Origin of the sequence: Acinetobacter sp. NIPH1876 (assembly GCF_022808535.1) — a bacterium.
Lineage (GTDB): Bacteria > Pseudomonadota > Gammaproteobacteria > Pseudomonadales > Moraxellaceae > Acinetobacter > Acinetobacter higginsii.
The window spans coordinates 129,323-154,326 of sequence record NZ_JALGBR010000013.1 but is presented as its reverse complement, the minus strand read 5'-3'; the positions used below and the strand labels follow the sequence as shown (position 1 = coordinate 154,326).

The following is a 25,004-nucleotide window of genomic DNA, read 5'->3' as shown; positions in this document are numbered from 1 at the left end:
AAGCCCTCAATGTTGAGGGCTTTTATTTTAGCAACACCTTATGGCTTAACCATGACGTTTCGCAAACTCATCCATAAAGTTCACCAATGCTTGGACGCCTTCTAAAGGTACAGCATTGTAAATACTTGCACGCATACCACCCACTGAACGGTGGCCTGCCAAGTTCAATAAGTGATGTTGTTCAGCTTCTTGCAAGAAGGTCTTTTCAAGTGCTTCGTCAGCTAAAGTAAATGGTACGTTCATCATTGAACGATTTGCGATCGCGATTGGGTTGTTATAGAAATCGCTTGAATCAATATAACCATAAAGCAGTTTTGCTTTCTCCTGATTCACTTTATAGATCGCATCTACCCCACCCTGCTCAAGCAACCACTCAAACACGAGACCAGATAAATACCACGCATAAGTCGCAGGAGTATTCACCATTGAACCATTCTTGGCTTGATCGGCATATTTTAAGATGCTTGGAATCTCAGGTTTTGCTTGATCTAACAAGTCATCACGAATAATGACGATAGTTAAGCCTGCTGGACCAATATTCTTTTGCGCACCCGCATAGATCAGACCAAACTTGCTGACATCCAATGGCGCAGACAAAATGCTAGATGAATAATCACAAACCAACGGTGCGTTTACATCTGGAATAGCCGCGAATTGCAAACCACCAATAGTCTCATTATCCGCATAATGTACATAAGCAGCATCATTTGAAAGGTTCCAAGTACTTTGTTCAGTAATTGCATGTTTACCATCAATTAAAGTCCCTGCTTCAACGATATTAATATCGCCATAACGCTTGGCTTCTTTGAGCGCTTTTTCAGACCAAATACCCGTATGGATATAATCAGCCTTGTTGTTTTTACCCAATAAATTCAGTGGGATCGCTGAAAACTGCAGCGACGCACCACCTTGTAAAAACAAGACTTTATAATTTTCAGGAATGTTCATGAGCTTACGTAAATCAGCTTCAGCCTTCTCTGCCACAGCAACATAGTCATTGCTACGATGACTCATTTCCATGATCGACAGGCCTTTGCCCTGCCAATTCAACAATTCTTGTTGAGCTTTTTCTAAAACGGCAGTAGGTAATGCAGCAGGACCAGCGCAGAAATTATAAGCACGCATGAGTTTTTCCCTTGTTAAAGTGGAACAAATTGGAATGGGAATTTAACCATAGATTGGCGAAGCTTGCAGCAGCTTATCACCTAAATATTTCAATTTAACCGAGAAAATAATATTAATTTTTCAATCCTGTTGCGGTCATAAATGATATTTTAGGCCAAGTCTCAACAGTGGATTTAAACAGCACATTTTCATGTTTTTTCGGAGATTTATTTAGATTAAAAACTCTACTTTTTACAATTTCACTACACCAAAAGTGTCGATATAACTATTTAATTAAAAACATATTATTTTAATTTTATAAAAAGAATTTAGACTTACTCAGGATATTATTAAATTGCGACATAACCAAATGTTGAAACGACATGATCGACCGAGTTTTAAGGTCCAGCGCTTTCCTAAAATGTTAAGCTTCAGTATAGGCTTAATCAGCTGTGCCCTATTGCCTACGGCCCTATTTGCACAAACATTGAGTTATAGCGAAGCTGAACAATATGTTGTGGAAAATGCCTATTCAACACAAGCCCAGCAGGCCCTACAACAAGCCTCCCAACTTGAAATGGAAGCTGTCAAACACCTCGGTCTACCCCGTATTGATTTAAATGCTCGCGCCTATTCATTTCATAGCGAAACCAGTGTGCCCTTAGAATCGAGTAAACGTCGACTCGAAAACTCACTCACTCGTGGATTTGACGACAAATTATCACAATGGGGTAATGTGCTTCCACCAGAAGTGATTGATCAAGTCAGCCAAGGTTTTGATCAGACGGTCAATGAAGGCTTAAATAAGGTACCCAATAATCTGGATGTTACAGTCAAAGACCATGATGTACGCACTTCAATTTCAATGGTGATGCCACTCTATACTGGCGGTAAAATTAACAGTGCCAAACAGATTGCCACCATTCAAGCACAACGCTCAAATATCAGCGAAAAACAACAACAAGATTCACAACGCTTTGAGATGATTCAATCCTATTTTAATGTGCAATTACAACAACAGTTACTCAACGCTAGCCTGTTTAATTTAAATGCCATGCAAGAACACTATAACAATGCACTTAAATTAGAGAAACAAGGTTTTATTAATAAAGGCCAGCGCATGCAATTTGAAGTGGCGCGCAATAATGCCGAACGCACCTATCAAAATGCGCAGTCGAATCTGCAAGCGAGCCAGTTTAGCCTAAAAAATCTATTACAGACTAAAGAAGGCCTAAACCTCACCACCCCACTATTTGTAAATAATGCACAAAATCATTCTTTGGATAAACTGCTGGCAAATTACGATCAAAACTCCAGTTTGATTAAAAAGCTGCAAATGGACACCCAGCTTGCCAATGAAAATATCAAAGTACAACAATCTGCGAAAAAACCAAGCCTGTTTGCCTTTGGTGAATATGGGTTGGACAATAAAGAGAATTGGATTGTCGGTGTGATGGCCAAATACAATCTATTCTCGGGCATTGATAACAATAAAAATATCCGTGCTGCCGAACTGAAAAAATACGCTGCTGAGCTCATGACCGAACGCACCAAGCAAGAAGTCGAAAACGTGCTGTACAAATCGTATAGCGAATTAAACGCGTCTCAGACTAGCCATCAACTATTAACCCAAAACACCAAAGCTGCTCAAGAAAACTTACGTATCCAACAGCTTTCATTTAAAGAAGGTATGGGCACGGCGACTCAAGTGATTGATGCACAAAATGCCTTCAGTGCATTAAGAAGTGAGATGGCGATAAATTCATATAAATACATCTTATCTTTAGCCACCTTATTACAAAGCTATGGTTCGATTGATGAGTTCAAGCTTTATGTTAATCAACCACGTACAGACTATATCCGTTAATTGGAGAAATTTATGAGCCAGAATCAATCATCATCCAATTCAGAACGCGATACAGATCAAGTGGAAAATAAGACTGAGACTCAAGCGTCTGAACCATCTCAAGCACAAGTGACCTCTACAGAAAAAGTAGAACAGCCGAGACCTGAGACCTCAAACTCAAATATACAACAACCACCCACCGAGCCAGCCAAAAAAGGCAAGGCAAAAATCATCGGCTTAATTATTTTAATTCTGCTGTTAGGTCTGATTGCATTTGGTTTATGGAAAGCATATCAGCCACAAGCGATTGAATTGCAAGGTCGGGTTGAGTCGGAAACGGTACATATCAGCACCAAAGTCCCGAGTCGTATTGAAGAGTTTTATGTGTCTGAAGGTCAAGCTGTTAAAAAAGGTCAAGCACTGGTTCGTTTTGTCAGCCCAGAATTAGAAGCGAAAAAGGAACAGGCTCAAGCGGCATTACAAAGCGCGACTGCTTTTCATTCAACGGTATATCGTGGTGCGCAGCAAGAGAATATCGAGACGCTATATGCCAATTGGCAAGCAATGAAAACTCAAGCGGAGTTAGCAGCAACAACCTACAAACGTGGTGAAACTTTATTTCAACAAGGTGTAATTTCACGTCAACGCCGTGATGAAATGCTTGCAGCACAAACCTCTGCACGTGAAACAGCCGAGGCAGCTTATCAACAATATGCACGAGCCAAACGTGGCAGTACTGAACAGCAAAAATCAACTGCCGATGCGCAAGTTGCGATGGCACAGGCGGCAGTGAAAGAAGCCAATGCTCTGACTGAAGAAACCAAACTGTATTCACCAACAGATGGAACTGTGTCTAAGACTTATGGTAAGCCAACAGAATTGGTGGCAACTGCGGTACCTGTGGTCAGTATTATCGAAGATCATGATTTGTGGGTCAGCTTAAATGTCCGCGAAGACATGTATAGCTCAGTCTATAAAACCAAAACTTTAGAAGGCTTTATACCCGCCCTCAACAAAAAAGCCACTTTTAAAGTCAAAAATATCGATGCAGAAGGTGACTTTGCGACCATCAAAACCACACGCCAAACAGGCGGTTATGATATTCGCAGTTTTAAGTTTCATTTAGTCCCTGAGCAAAATATTCCAGATTTAAAAGTCGGTATGAGCGTGTTGTTTAAAATTGAAGAGGCAAAATAAGCGATGTTTGCAGTGATGCTGCGGGAATTGCGCTATTTAAAACGCCATAAAGTTGATTTGTTTATGGCGGTGATTGCCCCTTTGCTGGTGATTCTATTATTTGGCAGCATGTTTTCCGCGGGTAAAGCCGAACATTTACCCATTGTGGTGATTGATCAAGATCAAAGTGAAATGAGTCGTAAAGTGATTCATGCACTTAGCATCAATCATACCTTGAAAGTTAAAACGATTACCGCTAGCCAAGATGAAGCCGAACGACTGATCAATAAAACCGAAGCTTGGGGATTCGTGATGATCCCTGAGGGGGCTGAGCAACGTCTGGTCAAAGCCCAAGATGCGCAGATCAGTATCGCCTATAACCAGTCTTTTTTTAGTATCGGTAATACCATTTCTTCAGCCATGTTGATCAGCACCTTGAATGGGATGGCAGATTATATGGGGCAAAGCTATTTAGCCAATACTATTCCCTATTTAGACATGCCAACACCGCATATCAAGATCTCAACTCTATATAACCCAAGCATGAGTTATGAACTGTTTCTGGAACCTTTTATGGTGCCAGCAGTCTTACATTTATTACTATGCTGTTGCGTGGCTTTTGCTATCGGGCAGGAATTTAAACGCAAGACTGTCGGTGAATGGGTGAACTCAAAACAAATTATCTCAAGTCTACTAGGTAAAATCCTGCTCTATGTCTTTATCTTCTGCGCCTGGACTTGGTGCTGGATGTTCTGGCTCGCACATATTCGTGGTTACTTTATCGCAGGTTCACTTACACTGATCCTTGTTGCACAGTTTTTGCTGTATTTTGCTTATGCCGTGATTAGCAGTACTGTGGTTTTGGCAACACAGAATTTACCTAAAACCTTTGGTTTTATCGCACTCTACGGTGGATCATCGCCAAGCTTTTCAGGGATTACCCTGCCCTTAAATAATGCACCCGCATTTACTCAATTTTGGTCGATGATTATTCCTTACACGCCTTACGCTAAATTGCAGACCGAACAATGGATTATTGGCAGTGATCTGTATGTTTCATTGGTTCCATTTGGGATATTGTTGATCTTTGCAGGGTTATTCTTTGCACTAAGCGTGCGTCTGTTAAAGAAAAATACTCAGGAGCTATGCTCATGAAAGCATTTTTCAATTATTACCTACAGACCTTCAAAAACATTTTTGCCAATAGCTCGGTGTTTACCACGCTCATTGCCGCAATCCTGCTCTATAGTTTTTTCTATCCAACTGCCTATAAAGCACAAACCGCTGAAGATATTCCAATTGTGATTGTGGATGAAGAACAGAGCATTTTGACCTCAAAAATCATTAGCCAAGCGTCTAATAGTCCTCACATCAAAATCATCACCGTGACAGATAACTTTCTTGAAGCACAGCGCATGGTGAAAAACCAGCAAGCTGAAGGTATTTTGTTATTACCAGAAAACCTGACCAATAGCTTAAAACGCGGTGAAATGGGCGGTATTGGCCTGTACTTGAGCACGGCTTATTTCATTCGAACCAAAGAAGTAGGTGTCGGTTTAGCTGGCTCGATAGAATATACCCTGAAAGAGCATCTCGAAAAGTTTGGCAGTGCCTCTGCGTTTGAACCAGAACTCTCCATCCATCAGATTCCTTTGTTTAATACCATGTCGGGTTATGGCAGTTATATCTTCCCTGCTGTGGCCAGTTTAATTATTCATCAGACTATTCTACTTGGTCTGGCGATGCTGATTGCCAGTTACCGTGAACAAGGCTGGGTGGCGAAACCTGTAGAGTTCTGGGCCACTTTTGCAGCGATCTTTACCACAGGTTGTTTAGGCTGCCTGTATTTATTTGGCTTTACCTTCTGGTTATATGAATATCCACATGGTGGCAATTTCTGGGGCATGCTGCTTGCCGTGCCGATCTATGTCAGCTGTGTGATTGGTTTGGGTATGTTGGTCGGTTCACTGGTTGATATGCCAGAACGGGTTGGTCATTTAATTGTTGTGACTTCTGTACCCTTGTTTTTGCTGACAGGTACCGCATGGCCACATGAAGCCATGCCACATTGGATGCAATACTTTGCATGGACACTGCCTTCAACCCATGGGGTTCAACTCTTTGTACAACTCAATCAGATGGGTGTGCCCACCTCAATCGTGGTGCCAAAACTGATTTATCTTACGACAGTCGCTGCAATATTATTGGCAATTTCTTATTATCGTCTAGTTAAAAAATAGTGCTTTTCACTTTAAGTTGATATTAAGGATCTCTTGGCATATTGCTTCAATCGTAGACATTAAAAGGTAAGCCGAATTTAGTCTTACCTTTTAATCCATCTGAATTGAGGCATGGATATGGCTAAAATCTGCTATTGCGCTGATGATTTTGCAATGAACCCTGAAATTTCAGAGGCCATTCTATTGCTGATTAAAAAAGGCGTCTTACATGCAACTTCATGTATGACCCAATCCGAGCATTGGCCAATTGCAGCACAACAACTCAAAACATTAACGACTCATGTTGAAGTCGGTTTACACCTTAATTTTACTCACGCCTTTCAACCACAGACCATCGCCTTTCCCCTTCCCATGCTGATGTTGAAAGCATGGACACGTCATTTAGATACTAAAATTATTCAGCAAAGTCTTGAACAACAATGGAATAGTTTTCTTTCTGAAATGGGAAAACAACCCGATTTTATTGATGGTCATCAGCATATCCACCAATTTCCGGTTATTCGAGATGTGTTGATGGACTTCTTGCAACAGCAGAATTTTCAAGGGTGGGTCAGAAACCTACAACATCCACTGACTATTTCCAATTACACCATCAAAACACGTTTGCTTTCTGCACTGGGTGCAGCAACCTTAGCAAGTCAATGCAGGCAAAAAAACATCCATCAAAATCAATATTTTGCAGGCATATATGATTTTGAGCAGAAAAACTACGCTCAACTTAATCAACAGTGGTTAATGCGCGCGCAAGATAATTTATTAATCATGTGTCATCCAGCCACTCAAGCAGTTGACCAGCAGGATCCCATTGCTCAAGCACGCGTTCGAGAATTCCAATACCTCAGCTCATCTCAATTTCGTGATGATTGTCAAATCTATCAAATTTCGCTGACCTCAATGGATACATTATTATGATAAACAGTCCATTTCTTTCTTGCGTAGTCCCTGCCTACAACGAAGCAGAAAACCTTAAAAAGTTTATCCCAGCTTTGGCGCAGCAGTTAGAACAACAAAATTTACGCTATGAAATCATCATTATTGACGATGGGAGTAAAGATAATAGTATCGCGGTCTTACAGCAAATGCTCGATGACTATCCATTGCGCATCCTTACTCTATCACGGAATTTTGGCAAAGAAGCAGCCTTAAGTGCAGGTCTGGACTACGTTACAGGCGATGCGACCTTATTGATCGATGCCGATTTTCAGCATCCGCTAAATGCAATTCCGACTATGATTCAACTCTGGAAAGATGGCTATGACATGGTGTATGGCATTCGGGATCGAAGCACAGAATCATGGCTCAAAAAAATCTTTACCCAAGGCTATTACCACATTTTGAATTTAAGTTCTTCGGTCGACATCCCTGAAAATGCGGGTGATTTTCGCCTATTAGATGCAAAAGTCGTTGAGGCAGTAAGAAAACTTCCTGAAAAGAATCGTTATATGAAAGGGCTATATGCATGGGTTGGTTTTAAGAGTATTGGGATTCACTTTACTGAACAACAGCGTCAATTTGGCCAATCCAGTTTTAATTTTAAGGCCCTGTTTCAACTGGCAATGTCAGGGTTGACAGGCTTTTCCGATTTACCACTACGCTTATGTATTTATCTCGGTGCACTGCTTGCACTCTTTGCAATGAGTTACGGTATCTGGATCATTATTGAAACGATGATTGAAGGTATCCGTATCCCTGGTTGGGCCACGTTAGCCGCTGGAATGACGCTCTTAGGTGGTATCCAACTGCTCTGTATTGGGATTTTAGGTGAATATATTGGGCGTATTTATGCGGAAGTTAAAAACCGACCAAAATATATTGTTGCTGCTGAGTATTCACATAACCACGCTAAACCATTGGTTCATGACAAGCAAAACAATGTAGTTTCTCTCTAATGCAAACTCATGTCCTACAGTTTTTTCGTTTTGGTATTGTTGGCTTAATTGCAGCACTTACACACTACTTTCTTGTGATATTGCTGATTCAACCTCAATACCAAGTCTCACTAAAATATGCAAACCTCCTCGCCTTTCTCATGGCTTTCTGGGTCAGTTACTTTGGTCATCGTATTTTTACTTTTCAAGCCACACATCTGCAGCACAGAGAAACACTGAAGAAGTTTATCGTCGTGGCTGGGCTGGGGTTCATGTTGAATGAATCTGTTTTATTAGTCAGTCACCATTACCTTGATATCCCGATTTCCATGCTGGTTATTTTTAGTATTGGCATTACCTCAATTTTTACTTTTTTACTCAACCGTTATTTTGCATTTCAATAATAGGGATTCGATATATGCAACAATGGCTGCGATCGTCTAAATTTTTACTTGTCTTTTTACCCGTTTGGTTATTGATTAGCTCATGGATTCGTCCACTTTCTGTGCCTGATGAAGGACGATATGGGGATATTAGTCGCGCCATGCTTGAATCAGGAGACTGGCTGATTCCACGGATTAATGGCTTACCTTTTATGCACAAGCCACCTTTATTGCATTGGCTCTCTACAGCATTTATGGAGATATTTGGCCTTCACGCTTGGGTACTACGGCTTATTCCCACCTTAGCTGGCTGTATGATGCTGATCAGTCTTTTTATTTTTTTAAAAAAGTACGTTTCAGAACAAATAGCACAACTGACCATCATTATTCTGGCAACCAGCTTATTGTTCTATGGCAGTAGTGAATATATCAACCATGATCTATTAGTCGCTTCATGGATGACCGTTTGTATTCTGAGTTTTGTTGACTTTAGCCTTTCAGGCAAAAAAACCGTTCTATTTTTAGGCTATTTCGCAGCGGCAGCAGGCTTCCTCAGCAAAGGACTCATCGGTGTCTTGATCCCAGGACTGGTACTATTGCCTTGGCTACTTTACACGCGACAATCGAAAAAAATTCCAACCCTGCTCAACCCTTTCGGGATTCTCTTTTTCCTCGCCTTAACAGCCCCTTGGGTTTATCTGGTTCAATTAAAATATCCACAGTTTTTGCATTATTTTTTCATTGATCAACAATTTAGTCGTTTTAGTTCGAATGAATTTAATAATAAACAACCTTGGTTTTTTTATTATCTCATTCTGTTTGTGAGCTTTTTGCCGTGGTTCTTTGTGAGTCGTTTTAGATTCTCAAAACGTATTTTTCAAACATCACTTTCTTCTTCTTTGCTCGCCCTCTGCCTTTGGTGGTTTATATCGGTGAGTATTTTCTTTTCCATCCCCCCTTCAAAATTAGCTGGTTATATTCTCCCAGCTGTACCACCTTTAGCCATTTTACTAGCTGTCACAGTACGCCCTATACTAGATAATTTTGCTAAAAGCAAACTTCAAATCTGGGGTCCTGCTACCTTTATCTTTATTTTAGGGCTTGGGATCATTTTAGCGCCACATTTCATAAAGAATAATCATGCTTTTTATGCCAGTCATACTATTCAAATCTATAGCATTGGTGCAATTCTATGCATTGTCCCTTTCAGCTTAATGCTGTTATTTAAACTGAAGAAAATAGATTATTTAACCGCAATTTTCTTAAGCTTAATCCTGTTTTGTACCTCTATTTCAGCAGCAGTACGCGCTCTCGATACCAAGAACAATGCTGACCAAGTCGATTTTGCAAAATCGATGAATCCCAAATCAGATGTGGTCTTTTATTACAATTACTTCTACGACCTGCCTTTTTTATTAGACTTAAAAAAACCAGTTTATATTGTCAATGATTGGGATAGTGTGAAAACAGATAACTCATCTTTAGAACTTAAAGATGGCTTACTATTTGAACCTGAGCGTAAACAATATTTATGGAATAAGCAGCAGCTCCAAGACATGTTAAAACAGAACCAGCCCGTAGTTGTTGTGAGTAACCCTGGAGGTTACAAACCAGATCATCCAAACGTCAAAGTTCTACATTACCGCAACTATGATGTATTTCTAATCAATCAAAATTAATAAAAAAGGAAGCTGATAAGCTTCCTTTTTATCATCGATTGCCAAATTGCTTTTTGACGATGTTTACTAACTTTTCTTTAGCTGAGTTTTCTAAAACTGTGCCATGTGTTGCAACTAAATGCTGAAAATCCAATTGTAGTAGTCGATCAAAATCATTTTTTAAGCTAGCAGATTTTGGTGTAACTCTTTTCAACCAAGGCCCACCAATAAATAAGCCCAATCGGAATCCCATGAGGTAAATAATAATTTTGCTTAGAAAACTAAAATATTTCCAATCACTCCAGTATTGAATACTATCTGTCGTGATTAACAGCTTTTTATCCTCTATATATAAAATAGCTTCAGGGCAAGTTGCCTGTTCAAAAATAAAAAAATCAGCATTTTTAATTGGTGGAATGGCATCTGATTGAATGGCCTTTGTCGGAAATAAATCTGGGTAGTTCTCATGGTGTGATTGACTCCAAAATGTTACCTGATAGCGATCAATATAAAACTGATCATCTAAGCCATGAAAGTCACCTAAGCGAATGACATGTTTAACCGCCCCTAAAGCTTCCAATTTTTCTAATTCTACTTCAGACATCCGAACTGCATTAATTAGAGTCAGTTCATTGTTTTATTTGATAATAATCATATTACGATTCATGGAGAGACCAAATCCAAGCTGAATACTGCCTCTTAGTAAGTAAATATTTTCAAAAATTTCAACAATCGGATCATGGGGATAGATTGGTGCATAGTTTTTTTGCACTTTATATTCCCTTTTATTTTTATCAATATATCTTATACATTCAAATTGAGAATATTAGATTGACAAATATACAAAAAACAAAGTCAATTTCGTAATAAACATAAAAAAACCCAAAGATAACTTTGGGTTTTTTTAAAAATTATTGCTTACGCTTCTGGCGTATCATCTTTCGGTTCAACAACGACTTCTTCAGAAGTGATTACTTCTGCCTCAGTGTTTTCTAGTTCTTCTGTCGAATCTAATAACTCTTCATCATCTTCTACAGCTTCAATAGATACAACACCAACCAATGTCTCAGTATCACTTAAACGAATCAAACGAACGCCTTGTGCATTACGGCCTGTAGTTGCAACTTCCGCAGCACGGGTACGTACCAATGTACCGCCATCAGAAATCAACATCAATTCTTTGGCTTCATCAATCGATACCGCACCAATAAGCTCACCGTTACGTTCACTGGTCTTGATCGCAATTACACCCTTACCACCACGTTTCTTGGTTGGGAAGTCATCGACAGGTGTACGCTTACCATAACCGTTCGCGCATGCACACAGCACTTCGCCAGTTTCAGGTACAACAACCAAGGAAACAATACGGCTAACAACATTCGAATCTGATGAATCATCATTATCATCGCTGTCATCATTTTCAATGTCGGTATCTTCTGTTCCGATGGTATTGCTTGCAAAGCTCACACGCATACCACGGACACCTTTGGCAGTACGCCCCATGGCACGAACATCAGTTTCAGCAAAACGAATTGCCTTACCTTCATTCGAGAACAACATGATCTGCTGATTACCATCGGTAATCGCAACGCCAATCAAGGTATCTTCTTCATTTAACTCAATTGCTCGTAAACCATTTGAACGAACATTGCTAAATTGTTCAAGTTCAACACGTTTGACTGTACCTGATGCAGTTGCCATGAAGACATAGTGATTCTGAGGGAATTCAGTCAAAGGTAAAATTGCGGTCACAGTTTCATTCGCATCCAATGGAAGCAAATTAATAATTGGACGACCTTTTGCACCACGAGACGCCTGAGGTACTTCAAATACGCGTAAACGATAGACTTTACCTACATTGGTAAAGCACAGTACTGTTGCATGGTTCGAGGCAACAATTAAATGCTGGATGATGTCATCATCTTTCATTGCTGTTGCAGACTTACCGCGACCACCACGACGTTGCGCTTGATAATCAGAAAGTGGTTGAGTTTTTGCATAACCTGTTTGAGACACAGTCAATACAACTTGCTCTTCAGGAATCAAGTCTTCACGGCAGAAATCAACACCAGACTCTACAATTTCGGTACGACGACCATCACCATATTGCTGCAAGATCAACGCAAGTTCTTCACGAATCACATTCATCAACAAGTTAAAGTCATTCAGAATTGCCGTTAATTCAGCAATTTGACCTAAGATTTCAGTATATTCTGCGTGTAACTTGTCTTGTTCTAAGCCCGTTAAACGGTGTAGACGCAACTCTAAGATCGCGCCTACTTGTGTAGGTGACAAACGATAGACATCACCAGACAAACCAAATGGACGCGCTGGGTCTTCGCCTTCGATCTCATCTGGACGAACAGAAATCGCACCTGCTTTTTCAAGCAATGCAACCACACCACCGCCTGACCACTCACCTGCTTGTAATCGCTCACGCGCTTCAGCTGGGTTGGCAGAAGTTTTGATAGTTTCAATAATGGCATCAATATTGGCTAATGCAACCGTTAAACCTTCTAAGATATGACCACGTTCACGCGCTTTACGCAATTCGTACATGGTACGGCGCGTCACCACTTCTTGGCGGTGACGAATAAATGCCGCAATAATATCTTTCAGGTTCATCAACTTTGGCTGACCATTGTCTAGGCAGACCATGTTGATGCTGAACGAGTTTTGCAATTGCGTATGCAAGAATAAATTATTTACCGCTACTTCAGCGTTTTCACCACGCTTCAAGTCAATCGCTATACGCATACCGTCTTTATCAGACTCGTCACGTAGCTCAGAAATACCTTCAAGTTTCTTTTCTTTGACTAACTCAGCAATACGCTCAATGGTTTTTGCTTTGTTGACTTGATATGGAATTTCAGTAAAGACGATCGTGGTACGACCAGTTTTCTGGTCTTCTTCGAAGTGATACTTACCACGAATATGCAAACGACCTTTACCCGTACGGTAAGCATCTACAATGCCTGATTTACCGTAAATAATACCGCCTGTAGGGAAATCTGGGCCCGTAATGTGCTCCATCAAACCTTCAATCGAAATATTCGGGTTATTGGCATAGGCCAAACATGCATTGACTACTTCAGTCATGTTGTGTGGCGCCATATTGGTCGCCATACCTACCGCAATACCTGTCGTACCATTAATCAAAAGATTTGGAATACGCGTTGGCATCACCTGAGGAATACGCTCAGAACCGTCGTAGTTATCTTCCCAATCAACCGTATCTTTTTCTAGATCAGCCAAGATTTCATGGGTTAATTTTTGCATACGAACTTCGGTATAACGCATTGCTGCTGCGCTATCCCCATCGACTGAACCGAAGTTACCCTGACCATCAACTAACATGTAACGCAAGCTGAAGTCCTGCGCCATACGAACAATTGTTTCGTATACTGCACTGTCACCATGAGGGTGATATTTACCGATCACGTCACCGACAACACGAGCAGACTTTTTGTACGCTTTGTTATAATCATTGCCCAATTCGTGCATCGCATATAATACACGACGATGAACAGGTTTTAGACCGTCTCTAACATCTGGCAATGCACGAGATACGATTACGCTCATCGCGTAATCTAGATATGAATGCTTGAGTTCGTCCTCAATGGCAATCGGTCTGATTTCCGATACGCTCATGCATACTCCTTGTTTACAGGTAGAGAGTTGTACCTGTTTTTATGTCTTCAATCTTGCAAAATTTTAGCTCAAGGGCTTGAACTAAAAATAAAAAATACAGCGAAAAATTATAGCACAAAGCACTCACTAACTGTGAGTTTACGCATCTAAAAATAGCATTTTTTTACAATAAAAAGTATATATAAATTAACAACTTAAAATTATCAAATGCAAGAACGACAGATAAAAATAGATTCTTACCCATTTTGGGCAAAAGATCGTCAAACGATGAGATAAAAACAACGAATTTAATGGACTAATTTCAATTAGGCCCAAGCTCAAAAATTGAGCTGAGCCACATTAAATCACTCAAGAATAAGAACCTGACTTAGCTTCAATTGGAAGCGTTTCTGACTCGGTCACTTCGACTTGATCATGTTGCATAAAATAAAAGGCCATAAAGAATAGGGCTAAAATAAAAGGCGTTTCATATAACTCTTCTACAATATCCAGACTTATTACATCAGCGAATAACCATGTATGAACGAAACGGTGATGCTCGACACTATCAGCAAAGAATAAAGACAGAACAAGACTCCCTTCTTCTTCCCCATTAGAATCTAACATTCATTTGTCTGGACGATATTGTGTAGGAATCCACTGGTAACCCTTACTATTTTTTCCGATATGACCAATCCCAGGGAAAGCAACATGTGCAGCACCAATCCACCATTGATTTTGATAAGCTTGCTCGAAAATATTTTTACGAACCGCAATTGCATGTTGAGAATTAGTATCAGGTTTATAACTGGCTTCAGGATAAGGAAATTGCACAGCAGCGTAATGCACCACATCACCCAAACCCAGAAACTTTTGTCCATTCTGACCATCGACCAAATAAGATGAATGGCCTTCGGTATGACCATGTGTCGTAATTAATTCAACATTCGGAACCTTAAACGAATCTTTGGTGAAAGCAATCAACTGTCCAGCCTGCTGATAAGGTTTTAATGCATCACATGTCATTTTAAATAATGGTTTAAAGAAATCAGAGGCTTTTGCTTCGTTCTCAGCCGATGTCCAATAGTCCACATCCTCTTTGGCCAGATAAACTTTGGCATTTGGATAAGCCATTGTTCCATCTAGCGTAATTCCACAAAGATGATCAGGATGGGCGTGGGTAATTAGAATGGTATCAATTTGCTCAGGTTGTAGTCCCGCCTTTTTTAAATTTTCAGGGACATAGCCCAAGCTCGGGCCAAAACATTTTGCCGTGCCCGCATCAATTAAGATATTTTGTGTTGGTGTTTGTACGAGATAAGCAGAAAAATCGGTCACAATATGATTATGTTCATCGACAGGTACAAAATTCTCTTTGAATAGCTGATTGGCTTTCTCTGTTGAAATACCCAACAAATCACTGCGTGGTAATCCCAACTCTCCATCAAACAAAGCCGTAACTTTTAGATTACCGACAGGCTGTAAAAAATACCCATCAACCTGTTGTACCTGTGGTTTAGATTCAGCATATGTCGTGCTGGTACTAAAGAGTAACGCTATTAGGATATGCTTTAATAATTTCACACTCATCACCTTGATATTTGATTAATTTAAATCTAACTATTTTTAGTGATAAAAATCGCTCAATCATCTACGTGAATCGCTCAATTTAGATTATTACAAAGATAAAACAGCGGGATCTACTTCATAACGCTGCATAAACCGTTCACGAAATGTTGCAGTAGATTGATAACCAGATTTTGCTGCAATCGTTTTCATAGGCAACTTATTTGAGTACAACAACTCCAATGCATAAGCAAGCCGTGCCTGAGTAATGATTTCTCTCAAAGAAGTCTGCTCATGGCTCAGTTTACGACGCAGTGTAGCGCTACTTAAACCTAAACGCATTTCAATTTCACTGGATTGCCATTGATGCTGAGGGTTCTCTATAACCCATTGGTAAATTTGCGTTGCCAGTTTCGGTTGAGGGAGAATAAGTACATCTGCACAATGCTGTTGGCATAACTGTACCAGTATCGCGGCAATAGATAAGCGTGCCTTAACCAAATCGTGTTGAAACAAAGCCGTTTGCCACTCAAGCAGAGACTCCGCAAAATCCGTGATTGAAAATCTTAAGATAGATTCTGTTTTATCCGTAATCGGCTTGGCCCAAATCATCTGTGCAGCGTGAATCACCTCTTCACACATTGGCACCAGAATCGTCAAATATTCGCCTGTCTCTGAATCTGGGATATTCACCCTGCTACTGTATCGGGCTTAATAATAAAAAGATCGCCTGCGTTGAGCTCTATTTGTTTATTATAAGTATTCAAGCGTTGTTGCCCATGCAGAATAATCCCCATGTGCAGCTGATTCACTTTAATATTCGACAGTCCATGCTGGTTCTTGGCCCGAATACACAAATAATCCCTCGCCATATCTGCGTGTGCTAGTTGAACCAGTGAACGATGTAAATGATCAGCTTGTATTGAAGCCGAAGAATTAATATTCATAATCATGAAAAATAAAAACGCCCTTGAGCAATGTATAGCACAAGGGCGTTTGTTTGAATAAGTATCAGGCTATAAAATTACAGCTTGCTTACCAATTCAGGTACCACAGTGTTCAAATCGCCCACTAACCAGTAGTCAGCAACACTGTTGATTGGCGCTTCTTCGTCTTTGTTGATTGCAACAATAACTTTAGAATCTTTCATACCTGCCAAGTGCTGAATCGCACCAGAGATACCGATCGCCATATAAAGATCTGGAGCAACGATTTTACCAGTTTGACCCACTTGGAAATCGTTTGGTACGAAGCCAGCATCTACCGCAGCACGTGAAGCACCTTGAGCAGCACCAAGCTTGTCTGCTAATGGGTCAAGTACTTTGTGATAGTTCTCACCAGAACCTACACCACGACCACCAGAAACAACGATACGTGCAGCAGTTAACTCTGGACGATCAAGTTTCACGATTTCTTCGTTTACAAAGGTAGAAATACCAGCGTCTTTCGCCTCTGCAACAGCTTCAACCGCAGCAGAACCACCTTCAGCAGCAACTGCATCAAATGCTGTACCACGAACTGTACCAACGATGATTGCTTCGTCAGATTGAACAGTTGCAATCGCGTTACCCGCATAGATTGGGCGTTTGAAAGTATTTGCAGATTCAACAGCAATGATGTCTGAAATCATGCTGACGTCAAGAAGTGCAGCAACGCGTGGAAGAATGTTCTTACCCGTCGTTGTAGAAGCAGCTAATACGTATTTGTATCCACCTTTCGCGATGTCAGCAACTAAGCCAGCAACGTTTTCAGCCAATTGGTTTGCATAAGCAGCATTGTCAGCAAGTAATACTTTGCTCACACCAGCAACTTTAGCAGCAGCGTCAGCAACTGCTTGAGCGCCAGAACCAGCAACTAATACAGTAATATCACCACCGATTTTTTGAGCTGCCGCAACAACGTTTAAAGTTGCACCGTTAAGTGTCTGGTTGTTGTGATCAGCGATAACTAAAATACTCATGATTTTATCCTTCTGTATTAGATCACTTTCGCTTCGTTTTTCAATTTTTCAACAAGCTCGTCTACAGACTTCACTTGTACGCCAGCTTTACGTTCAGCAGGAGCTTCAACTTTAATTGTTTTAAGCTTAGTGCCTGTTGTAACGCCATAATCAGCAGGTGACTTAGTATCAAGCGGTTTTTTACGCGCTTTCATGATGTTTGGAAGAGCAGCATAGCGTGGCTCATTCAAACGTAAGTCAGTAGTGATGATTGCAGGAAGTGCAAGCTCAACAGTTTGTAGACCGCCGTCAACTTCACGAGTTACTTGAACTTTACCGCCATCGACTTTAACTTCAGATGCGAAAGTACCTTGACCAGCACCGAGTAAAGCACCAAGCATTTGACCTACTTGGTTAGAGTCATCATCAATTGCTTGTTTACCAAGAAGGATAAGTTCTGGTTTTTCAGCATCAACAACGCCTTTCAAGATTTTAGCAACTTCTAAAGCGCCAACTTCATCAGCAGTTTCAACTAAAATACCGCGATCAGCACCTAAAGCCATTGCAGAACGAATTTGTTCTTGAGCGTCTTTAGAACCCACTGAAACAACAACGATTTCAGAAACTGTTCCTTTTTCTTTTAAGCGAACCGCTTCTTCCACTGCGATTTCACAGAATGGGTTGATTGACATCTTAACGTTGGTAAGGTCAACCCCACTATTGTCCGGCTTAACACGAACTTTTACGTTGGCATCAACCACACGTTTTACAGCGACAAGAGCCTTCATGTAATCCTCGGCTGTTCTAAGCAAGTAAATGTAATGAAGAGCATTCTAACTCTTCGATTGAAACTTTTTAGGTGCCCTATCTTGCAATGTATTTGGCATTTCGGTCAAGTCACAATTTCCGCTATGGCAATAAAAAAGATGAAACGCTCAGTTCACATATTGAAAATAATTATTGGTGCTACAAATTTAGTTTATAAATGTGATGAATATTAAACTTTGATTTTTTTAATATTTTATAAAATTCAATGATCTAAAACAGGCATTTTGATTTAAATAAGGATGATCTGTAACGGATCGTTTCTAGCAAAATTACAAGTGTTTTGGATTTTGCAAAAACGTGGCAATTAAGTAAGAACAGCAATTAAACGAATACCAGAAATAAACGGGAAAAGTAGTCGACCATTAAACGCTCAATTTTGCAACATAATATATCAAGATTTAGCTTTTTTGCGCACGTGGATGGGTTTGATCATACACTTTTGCCAGTTGTTCAAAGTCAACATGGGTATAAATCTGGGTAGTCGACAAATTACTGTGTCCAAGCATTTCTTGTACAGAACGCAAATCACCACTGGCAGATAGCATATGACTAGCAAAACAATGTCTTAATAAATGTGGATGCAAATCGACATTCACACCTGCACGTTGTGCTTGCAACTTGACCCGATTTTCAATTTGACGCGGTGTTAAGGCATTACCACGTTGTGAGATAAAAACAGCTGAGTCGGCATTAAAACTACCTTGCCAAATTCGATAGATTTTCAACCATTCAACCAAGCTGTCTTTGGCCTTCAAGCCAAAAGGAACAATACGCGTTTTATTGCCTTTACCTGTAATACGTAAAAGCTGTCGGTTAAAATCAATATCTTTAACTGTTAAACCTTGTAGTTCAGCTAAACGCAAACCACTTGAATATAACAGTTCAAGCATGGCTTTATCACGCAACCATAGCTGTTGTTCAAGAGGTTTCTCAGGAGCTACTTGATCTAAGATCTGATGTACAGTCTCAATATCTATCATGCCTGGTAAAGGTCGTGGTTGACGCTTTAATTTAAAATCTTCGGATGGATTTTGTCCCAAATATTGACCTTGTTCCGCCCACTTCATAAATTGGCGAATTGAAGTTAAATGACGCTGCAAGCTACTACTACTCAATTGATCTCGTTCAACCCGATTAGCCAGATACTCTCTCAAATCCGATGCTTCAATATCTTGGAGTTGCAGTTGTTTATATTCGCAGAACTTAAAGAAATCGGTTAAATCACGTTGATAAGCCGAGATGGTATGTTCAGATTGATTTTGAATCATCCGTTCTTTTAACCACATGGATAGCAGTTTTTCAGGGCTTTCCAAGTTGCTCTCCAGTGTTATACCTATACCAACAGCTACAGTCTAACAAACTTTACTGCGATTTATCGCTAAAGCGATATCGAAGAATTGATGCCTGTGTAATACAATAAATTTCAAGTTTTGAGTGGCGCTACCATGATGACAACAATGCTTATTCCCTATCTCATCGCAATCACCCTCTTGACCATTACTCCCGGTCTAGATACCACACTGATTATTCGCACTGCGACCTTGGAAGGTAAAGCCAAAGCATTCCAAGCTGCTTTGGGGATTAATCTTGGCTGTATTGTATGGGGAATGATTGTGGCCTGTGGTTTAGGTGCATTGTTGATGGCATCTGATCTGGCTTTCAATGCCTTAAAATGGATGGGGGCAATTTACCTCACGTGGTTAGGACTTAATCTTATTCTAAAGCCTCGTAGCCAACTCGCAGGTTTAAATGATTCTACAACGACTCAAAACTGGTTTATTAAAGGCTTCTGGGGCAATTTGCTCAATCCCAAAGTCGGTATTTTTTATATTTCTTTCCTTCCCCAGTTCATTCCACAGTCTTCATCTCCAGTCATCTGGACCATGGGACTGGTGATGATTCATGTCATGATTGGATTTATTTGGTCAATCTTCCTCATCTCTGCGATGCAATCAATTTCAGGGTATTTAAAGCAGCCCAAATTTATTCGCTACATGGATCACATCACAGGCAGTATTTTTATTTTGTTTGCGCTAAAACTCGCATTCAGCAAACGATAAACAATAAAAAAGCGTGCTGTGATCAGCACGCTCAATAGCAATTTCAATCACGCTCTAAATTTTTTAAATAATCGTTTATCTGTATGCCGACTTCATCAGCGCATTGTTCTGCCAACTGATGATCACCACCATCAACAATATAGAGTTTAGATTTTTGCAGAATCTGATTTAAATATTGTCCAACCTCAATCGGACTAATCGGATCTTGATCGCCCCAGATCAATAAAGTGTTCACATCGATATCTGGTAAATTTTGCTCATAGTCGACTTTCGTTGTTACGAACCAGTCAGGATATTCAATATATTCTTGCTGATAAAACTGCCGCCAATCTTGAACTTGAAATCGGTTTAAATTAATTCCGCCTGAAGTCGCGATCAATATCAAACCTTTAACTAATTCTGTTTTTTGTAATGCTGCTGCAATGGCAAAAATCCCACCCATGGATTGGGCAATCAGAATAGAAGGTTGTTGAATCTGTTCAAGTACATAATGGCTCAGATCATCAAAACTGTGAATATCAGGATCTGTTGCCACCCCATGAAAACCAGGATAAGTAATCACTTGCTTTGTATAATGATGAGGAAGCTGTGCAATCAGAGGATTCCAAAATTGAGTATTACCTGATGCGCCCGCAAGAAAGGCTAAATGATTCATTCTTATCCTTTAAAATTATAATTTTCTTTTTAAAGATAAACACCCCTATTTAGGAGTGTTTAGTGATTTCAACTTTAGCCTTGAAAATATCTAAGATCCAAACGGGCATCATAAACATGTGTGGTTGGACCAGTCATCCAAACTACATCACCTTCACGCCAAGCGATATGTAACTTACCACCTGCAAGCTGAACTTCAACTTCATTTGCTAGCAAACCACGGCGCATACCACTGACTGCTGCTGCACAAGCCCCTGTACCACAGGCTAAAGTCTCACCTACACCACGCTCAAACACACGTAAACGGATATGCTTTTCATCCAGAATTTGCATAAATCCAGCATTCACACGTGCAGGAAAACGCGCATGTGATTCCACTTGTGGACCAATACGCTCAACATCAGCGGTTAGCACATCTGGTACGATGGTCACAGCATGCGGATTACCCATATTCACAACATCAATATTAATGCTCTGATTATCTGCAAGTTCCAGTGCGTATAAACCTTCAATATCTTCATGCTCTTGCGTAACAAACGGAATTTCTTCTGGAAGAAATTTCGGGGGCCCCATATTGACGCGAACCCAACCATTGGCACCCAATTCAGGTTCGACAATCCCTGCTTTGGTTTGCACACGGATTTTGGTTTTGGTCGTGAGTTGACGCTCATGTACAAAACGAGCAAAACAACGTACCCCATTACCACACTGCTCGACTTCAGAACCATCGGCATTAAAAATTCGATATTTAAAATCGACATCTGGAAAATCAGGTGGTTCAACAATCAATAGTTGATCAAAACCCACGCCAAAATGACGATCGGCTAAACGCTGAATCGTCACTGTATCTAAATAAGCACGCTGGGTCACAAGGTCAACGACCATAAAATCATTGCCCAACCCATGCATTTTGGTAAATTCTAAATACATCTTAATTTACTCCTCAGGCAACAAATGCTCTTTTTCCCAGAGTGATTCTATGGTTTCACGCTCACGAATTAAATAGGCTTGATCACCACTGACCATAACTTCGGCAGCACGACCACGGCTATTATAATTAGAGCTCATTACGAAACCATAAGCACCTGCACCCAACACTGCTAAGACATCATTTTCCTGAAGTGCCAACTCACGTTCTTTACCCAAGAAATCACCAGTTTCGCAAATGGCACCGACTAAATCCCAAGTTTTAACTTCAACATCAGGATTTGGATTAACCGACTGAATATCCATCCACGCTTCATATAGAGCAGGACGAATAAGGTCATTCATCGCGGCATCAATAATGGCAAAGTTGCGATGATTGGTCGGTTTGAGTAAATCTACCTTGGTGACTAATGCACCTGCATTGGCAGAAATACTACGCCCCGGTTCCATATATACTTTGAGACCCAACTTTTCTAAAGCTGGACGCATTGAATTGGCATACTCTTCAACACTTGGTGGCGTTTCATCTTTATAACGCACACCCAAACCACCACCGATATCAATATGTTTGAGGTTGATACCCAAGCTTTTCAATTGCTCAATCATTAAAATGACACGATCAAGTGCATCCACAAAAGGTTTAGTTTCAGTCAATTGTGAACCGATATGACAATCAATCCCGACAATCTCAAGATTCGGTAACGATGCAGCATATTGATAAGTTTCATCAACCGTATCACTTGGAATACCAAACTTGTTTTCTTTCAAACCCGTTGAGATATAAGGATGGGTTTTGGCATCTACATCTGGATTTACACGTAACGAAATTGGTGCTTTTTTGCCAAGTTTTGCTGCAACTTTTTGAATACGATCTAGCTCGGCATGTGATTCAACATTAAAGCAAGCTATCCCAACATTTAAGGCTTTTTCGATATCAGCTTCAGATTTACCTAGACCAGAAAATACGATTTTCGATGGTTCACCGCCTGCTGCCAGTACACGAGCCAGTTCCCCACCAGTTACGATATCAAAACCCGCACCCACCTTTGCCAATACACTCAGAACAGCCAAATTTGAGTTTGACTTCACCGCAAAACAGATTTGATGATCAATAAAATCAAAAGCACGGTGCATATCCAAATAATGCTTTTCAAAAGTTGCTTTTGAATAAACATATAAAGGCGTGCCATATTGCTGTGCGAGCTGATCCAGTGAACATTGCTCAGCGTGCAATACTCCATTAATGCGAGTGAAACTCATGAAGATGTCCTTATTTACAAACTTAAGGTGAGATGGTCTGTGATTGAGTCGTTGACGATGTTGCTTGGCGTTCTACCTCTGCTTGATCTGCTTTTGCGTCAGATGAAGCCTTAGCCTGAGCTGCTTCATTTTTATAAAGCAGATATTTTGCGCGCTTATCCTGATTTTGATCAGACGGTAATTGCAATGCACCTGACTGACCACATGCAGTTAAAATAACGCTGCTCAGCAACACACTGATAGAACAAATGACTTTAAGCATCTGTGCACCTAACTTTTACAATTCGGAGCAGTATAGCGTGATCATTAGATCGGCTAAAGTCTAAACTTGAATGAATCAAACAATAACCATAAAAAAACGCCGACTTTGAGGTCGGCGTTTTGTGTTAAATCGGCTAAAGAATTACTTTTTCTTATAGAAGAAATAACCAATTGCCAAGATAACAAACCAGATCGGGCTGACTTTGAGTGATTCCAACGTCGTTTCATCCAAAGCAAGGAAGTAGATCGTTGCAAGGAAGAAAATAATCACCACCCAACAAGTAAACACACCGCCAGGTAATTTAAATGTTGATTGCGCATGTAGTTCAGGACGATTTTTGCGGTAGTTGATATAACTCCACATAATGATCATCCATACACAGATGAACAGAATCGTAGAGAGCGTTGTTGCTAAAGTAAATGCGGTCACTTCATCATTGGTGCCCGTTTGTAATTTATAAACAAACTGAACGAATGCGCCAATAAAGATACAGATTGATGAGAAAATCAAAGCTTTTGCAGGAACTGCAGACTTCGATAATTTACCAAACAACTTCGGTGCTTGCTCATCCGTTGATAAACCAAACAACATACGACTAGTTGAGAATACACCACTGTTCATGGATGACATCACTGACGATAACACCACCAGGTTCATGATAATCGCCGCAGAAGCAATACCAGCTTGTGAGAAGATGTTAACGAATGGGCTGACTTTAGGATTGATCTGATCCCACGGTGTTACACACATCACCACGAACAATGCCAATACATAGAAAATAATGATACGGATTGGAATCGAGTTAATCGCTTTTGGTAAGTTACGCTTCGGATCTTGTGTTTCAGCAGCCGTGGTTCCGACCAATTCCACCCCAACAAAGGCGAAAATCGCAATCTGGAAGCCTGCCAAGAAGCCATCTAAACCTTTCGGGAACATGCCACCATGTGTCCAAAGATTGGAAACGCTTGCAACCGTACCAGAAGCATTGGTAAATCCAGTAAAGATCATCCATAAACCAACAGCAATCAGGACAATAATCGCGGTGATCTTCACCATCGCAAACCAGAACTCCATTTCACCGAATAGTTTTACGGTGACCAAGTTCAAGCCCAGTACAAAAGCAATCGCAACAGTACTAATCAGTAAACCGCCCAATGGTGTAAATGACTCACCACCATTAAAGAATTCCAGATAGTAAATAATGGCCGATAAATCTGCGATACCAATGGTGACCCAACAGAGCCAGTAGGTCCAACCAACAAAATAACCAGCCCAAGGGCCAATTAAATCCGTCGATAAATCGATAAAAGATTTGTAGTTAAGGTTGGATAGTAATAGCTCCCCTAATGCACGCATTACGAAGAACACCATCAAACCAATGGTCATGTAAATAAATAGAATTGATGGTCCAGCTAAACTAATAGTTTTACCAGATCCCATGAACAACCCTGTTCCAATGGCACCGCCAATCGCAATCAACTGCAGATGTCGATTAGATAGGCTACGGTGAAGTCCGCTTTGTTCAGCAGCCTCACTCAGATTTTGATTCGACATTTTACAAAAACTCTCCAGTGTTTTAGTCCATTAGCTGAAACAACGCCGA

The 25,004-nt window shown here is 40.4% G+C and carries 21 protein-coding genes and 2 pseudogenes; 9 read left to right on the top strand and 14 right to left on the bottom strand.

From position 1 onward, the window contains the following. Window positions 1–45: 45 nt before the first annotated feature. A complete protein-coding gene (serC, locus tag MN869_RS15410) occupies window positions 46–1,125 on the bottom strand; it encodes a 3-phosphoserine/phosphohydroxythreonine transaminase (RefSeq protein ID WP_033134653.1) in 1,080 nt (359 codons plus the stop codon). 349 nt (window positions 1,126–1,474) lie between these two features. Between serC and MN869_RS15405 the strand changes: the two genes are divergently transcribed. The 8 genes from MN869_RS15405 (at window position 1,475) to MN869_RS15370 (ending at window position 10,296) form a co-directional block, all read left to right on the top strand. Beyond that, window positions 1,475–2,971, top strand: coding sequence for a TolC family protein (locus MN869_RS15405; RefSeq protein ID WP_033134654.1), 1,497 nt, complete (start codon window positions 1,475–1,477; stop codon window positions 2,969–2,971). Window positions 2,972–2,983: 12 nt separating this feature from the next. After that, the gene (locus MN869_RS15400; protein ID WP_033134655.1) at window positions 2,984–4,147 is read left to right on the top strand and encodes an efflux RND transporter periplasmic adaptor subunit; all 1,164 of its coding nucleotides are present in this window, start codon (window positions 2,984–2,986) and stop codon (window positions 4,145–4,147) included. Between the two features lie 3 nt (window positions 4,148–4,150). Continuing rightward, window positions 4,151–5,281 (top strand): ABC transporter permease, encoded by a 1,131-nt coding sequence (locus MN869_RS15395; protein ID WP_033134656.1) that lies wholly within the window; start codon window positions 4,151–4,153, stop codon window positions 5,279–5,281. Further along, a complete protein-coding gene (locus MN869_RS15390; protein WP_033134657.1) occupies window positions 5,278–6,366 on the top strand; it encodes an ABC transporter permease in 1,089 nt (362 codons plus the stop codon). The genes MN869_RS15395 and MN869_RS15390 overlap by 4 nt, the downstream gene beginning before the upstream one ends. 117 nt (window positions 6,367–6,483) lie before the next feature. After that, window positions 6,484–7,278 (top strand): ChbG/HpnK family deacetylase, encoded by a 795-nt coding sequence (locus MN869_RS15385; protein ID WP_033134658.1) that lies wholly within the window; start codon window positions 6,484–6,486, stop codon window positions 7,276–7,278. Next, window positions 7,275–8,255, top strand: a complete 981-nt coding sequence (locus tag MN869_RS15380) for a glycosyltransferase family 2 protein (RefSeq protein ID WP_033134659.1) — start codon at window positions 7,275–7,277, stop codon at window positions 8,253–8,255. Before MN869_RS15385 ends, MN869_RS15380 begins: the two co-directional genes overlap by 4 nt. Next, a complete protein-coding gene (locus MN869_RS15375; protein WP_005205032.1) occupies window positions 8,255–8,638 on the top strand; it encodes a GtrA family protein in 384 nt (127 codons plus the stop codon). Before MN869_RS15380 ends, MN869_RS15375 begins: the two co-directional genes overlap by 1 nt. Before the next feature lie 14 nt (window positions 8,639–8,652). Further along, a complete protein-coding gene (locus MN869_RS15370; protein ID WP_033134660.1) occupies window positions 8,653–10,296 on the top strand; it encodes a glycosyltransferase family 39 protein in 1,644 nt (547 codons plus the stop codon). A gap of 31 nt (window positions 10,297–10,327) precedes the next feature. Here MN869_RS15370 and MN869_RS15365 read toward each other — a convergent pair whose 3' ends face one another. The 8 genes and pseudogenes from MN869_RS15365 to xerA form a co-directional block, all read right to left on the bottom strand. Continuing rightward, window positions 10,328–10,879 (bottom strand): hypothetical protein, encoded by a 552-nt coding sequence (locus MN869_RS15365; RefSeq protein WP_241345284.1) that lies wholly within the window; start codon window positions 10,877–10,879, stop codon window positions 10,328–10,330. A gap of 314 nt (window positions 10,880–11,193) precedes the next feature. Next, entirely contained in the window at window positions 11,194–13,926 is a 2,733-nt protein-coding gene (gyrA, locus tag MN869_RS15360; RefSeq protein WP_033134661.1) for a DNA gyrase subunit A, read from the bottom strand. A 348-nt stretch (window positions 13,927–14,274) separates the two neighbouring features. Further along, a pseudogene (locus tag MN869_RS15355) lies at window positions 14,275–14,496 on the bottom strand (hypothetical protein); the annotation flags it as partial. Between the two features lie 36 nt (window positions 14,497–14,532). Continuing rightward, a complete protein-coding gene (locus MN869_RS15350) occupies window positions 14,533–15,489 on the bottom strand; it encodes an MBL fold metallo-hydrolase (RefSeq protein ID WP_033134667.1) in 957 nt (318 codons plus the stop codon). 93 nt (window positions 15,490–15,582) lie between these two features. Continuing rightward, a pseudogene (locus tag MN869_RS15345) lies at window positions 15,583–16,418 on the bottom strand (AraC family transcriptional regulator). Between the two features lie 77 nt (window positions 16,419–16,495). Further along, a complete protein-coding gene (locus tag MN869_RS15340; RefSeq protein ID WP_004771288.1) occupies window positions 16,496–17,431 on the bottom strand; it encodes an FAD-binding protein in 936 nt (311 codons plus the stop codon). 17 nt (window positions 17,432–17,448) lie between these two features. After that, window positions 17,449–18,198 (bottom strand): electron transfer flavoprotein subunit beta/FixA family protein, encoded by a 750-nt coding sequence (locus tag MN869_RS15335; protein WP_033134663.1) that lies wholly within the window; start codon window positions 18,196–18,198, stop codon window positions 17,449–17,451. A gap of 438 nt (window positions 18,199–18,636) precedes the next feature. Next, window positions 18,637–19,524, bottom strand: coding sequence for a site-specific tyrosine recombinase/integron integrase (gene xerA / locus MN869_RS15330; RefSeq protein WP_162180603.1), 888 nt, complete (start codon window positions 19,522–19,524; stop codon window positions 18,637–18,639). Window positions 19,525–19,686: 162 nt separating this feature from the next. On the opposite strand from xerA, the gene MN869_RS15325 reads away from it, so the two are divergent. Continuing rightward, window positions 19,687–20,298 carry a LysE family translocator gene (locus MN869_RS15325; protein WP_033134668.1) on the top strand — a complete coding sequence of 204 codons (612 nt, stop codon included), beginning with the start codon at window positions 19,687–19,689 and terminating at the stop codon, window positions 20,296–20,298. 43 nt (window positions 20,299–20,341) lie between these two features. On the opposite strand, the gene MN869_RS15320 is transcribed toward MN869_RS15325, so the two are convergent. The 5 genes from MN869_RS15320 to MN869_RS15300 form a co-directional block, all read right to left on the bottom strand. Continuing rightward, a complete protein-coding gene (locus MN869_RS15320; protein WP_033134665.1) occupies window positions 20,342–20,953 on the bottom strand; it encodes an alpha/beta hydrolase in 612 nt (203 codons plus the stop codon). A gap of 74 nt (window positions 20,954–21,027) precedes the next feature. Then, window positions 21,028–21,882: a diaminopimelate epimerase gene (dapF, locus tag MN869_RS15315; RefSeq protein WP_005205043.1), complete on the bottom strand. Its 855-nt coding sequence runs from the start codon at window positions 21,880–21,882 to the stop codon at window positions 21,028–21,030. A gap of 6 nt (window positions 21,883–21,888) precedes the next feature. After that, on the bottom strand, window positions 21,889–23,139 hold the full coding sequence (gene lysA / locus MN869_RS15310) for a diaminopimelate decarboxylase (RefSeq protein ID WP_005205045.1): 1,251 nt from the start codon (window positions 23,137–23,139) through the stop codon (window positions 21,889–21,891). A 22-nt stretch (window positions 23,140–23,161) separates the two neighbouring features. Continuing rightward, window positions 23,162–23,401 (bottom strand): lipoprotein, encoded by a 240-nt coding sequence (locus MN869_RS15305; RefSeq protein ID WP_005321941.1) that lies wholly within the window; start codon window positions 23,399–23,401, stop codon window positions 23,162–23,164. 141 nt (window positions 23,402–23,542) lie between these two features. Then, on the bottom strand, window positions 23,543–24,955 hold the full coding sequence (locus tag MN869_RS15300) for an amino acid permease (protein ID WP_005205050.1): 1,413 nt from the start codon (window positions 24,953–24,955) through the stop codon (window positions 23,543–23,545). Window positions 24,956–25,004 lie beyond the last annotated feature (49 nt).

What these genes read in the sequence shown, in the direction of transcription:
- MN869_RS15385 (WP_033134658.1), top strand. Translation starts at nt 6,484, where the DNA reads ATGGCTAAAATCTGCTATTGCGCTGATGATTTTGCAATGAACCCTGAA.
- xerA (WP_162180603.1), bottom strand. Translation starts at nt 19,524, where the DNA reads ATGTGGTTAAAAGAACGGATGATTCAAAATCAATCTGAACATACCATC.
- MN869_RS15395 (WP_033134656.1), top strand. Translation starts at nt 4,151, where the DNA reads ATGTTTGCAGTGATGCTGCGGGAATTGCGCTATTTAAAACGCCATAAA.
- MN869_RS15325 (WP_033134668.1), top strand. Translation starts at nt 19,687, where the DNA reads ATGACAACAATGCTTATTCCCTATCTCATCGCAATCACCCTCTTGACC.
- dapF (WP_005205043.1), bottom strand. Translation starts at nt 21,882, where the DNA reads ATGTATTTAGAATTTACCAAAATGCATGGGTTGGGCAATGATTTTATG.
- MN869_RS15375 (WP_005205032.1), top strand. Translation starts at nt 8,255, where the DNA reads ATGCAAACTCATGTCCTACAGTTTTTTCGTTTTGGTATTGTTGGCTTA.
- MN869_RS15390 (WP_033134657.1), top strand. Translation starts at nt 5,278, where the DNA reads ATGAAAGCATTTTTCAATTATTACCTACAGACCTTCAAAAACATTTTT.
- MN869_RS15340 (WP_004771288.1), bottom strand. Translation starts at nt 17,431, where the DNA reads ATGAGTATTTTAGTTATCGCTGATCACAACAACCAGACACTTAACGGT.
- MN869_RS15370 (WP_033134660.1), top strand. Translation starts at nt 8,653, where the DNA reads ATGCAACAATGGCTGCGATCGTCTAAATTTTTACTTGTCTTTTTACCC.
- MN869_RS15300 (WP_005205050.1), bottom strand. Translation starts at nt 24,955, where the DNA reads ATGTCGAATCAAAATCTGAGTGAGGCTGCTGAACAAAGCGGACTTCAC.
- serC (WP_033134653.1), bottom strand. Translation starts at nt 1,125, where the DNA reads ATGCGTGCTTATAATTTCTGCGCTGGTCCTGCTGCATTACCTACTGCC.
- MN869_RS15335 (WP_033134663.1), bottom strand. Translation starts at nt 18,198, where the DNA reads ATGAAGGCTCTTGTCGCTGTAAAACGTGTGGTTGATGCCAACGTAAAA.
- gyrA (WP_033134661.1), bottom strand. Translation starts at nt 13,926, where the DNA reads ATGAGCGTATCGGAAATCAGACCGATTGCCATTGAGGACGAACTCAAG.
- MN869_RS15405 (WP_033134654.1), top strand. Translation starts at nt 1,475, where the DNA reads ATGTTGAAACGACATGATCGACCGAGTTTTAAGGTCCAGCGCTTTCCT.
- MN869_RS15400 (WP_033134655.1), top strand. Translation starts at nt 2,984, where the DNA reads ATGAGCCAGAATCAATCATCATCCAATTCAGAACGCGATACAGATCAA.
- lysA (WP_005205045.1), bottom strand. Translation starts at nt 23,139, where the DNA reads ATGAGTTTCACTCGCATTAATGGAGTATTGCACGCTGAGCAATGTTCA.
- MN869_RS15320 (WP_033134665.1), bottom strand. Translation starts at nt 20,953, where the DNA reads ATGAATCATTTAGCCTTTCTTGCGGGCGCATCAGGTAATACTCAATTT.
- MN869_RS15380 (WP_033134659.1), top strand. Translation starts at nt 7,275, where the DNA reads ATGATAAACAGTCCATTTCTTTCTTGCGTAGTCCCTGCCTACAACGAA.
- MN869_RS15305 (WP_005321941.1), bottom strand. Translation starts at nt 23,401, where the DNA reads ATGCTTAAAGTCATTTGTTCTATCAGTGTGTTGCTGAGCAGCGTTATT.
- MN869_RS15365 (WP_241345284.1), bottom strand. Translation starts at nt 10,879, where the DNA reads ATGTCTGAAGTAGAATTAGAAAAATTGGAAGCTTTAGGGGCGGTTAAA.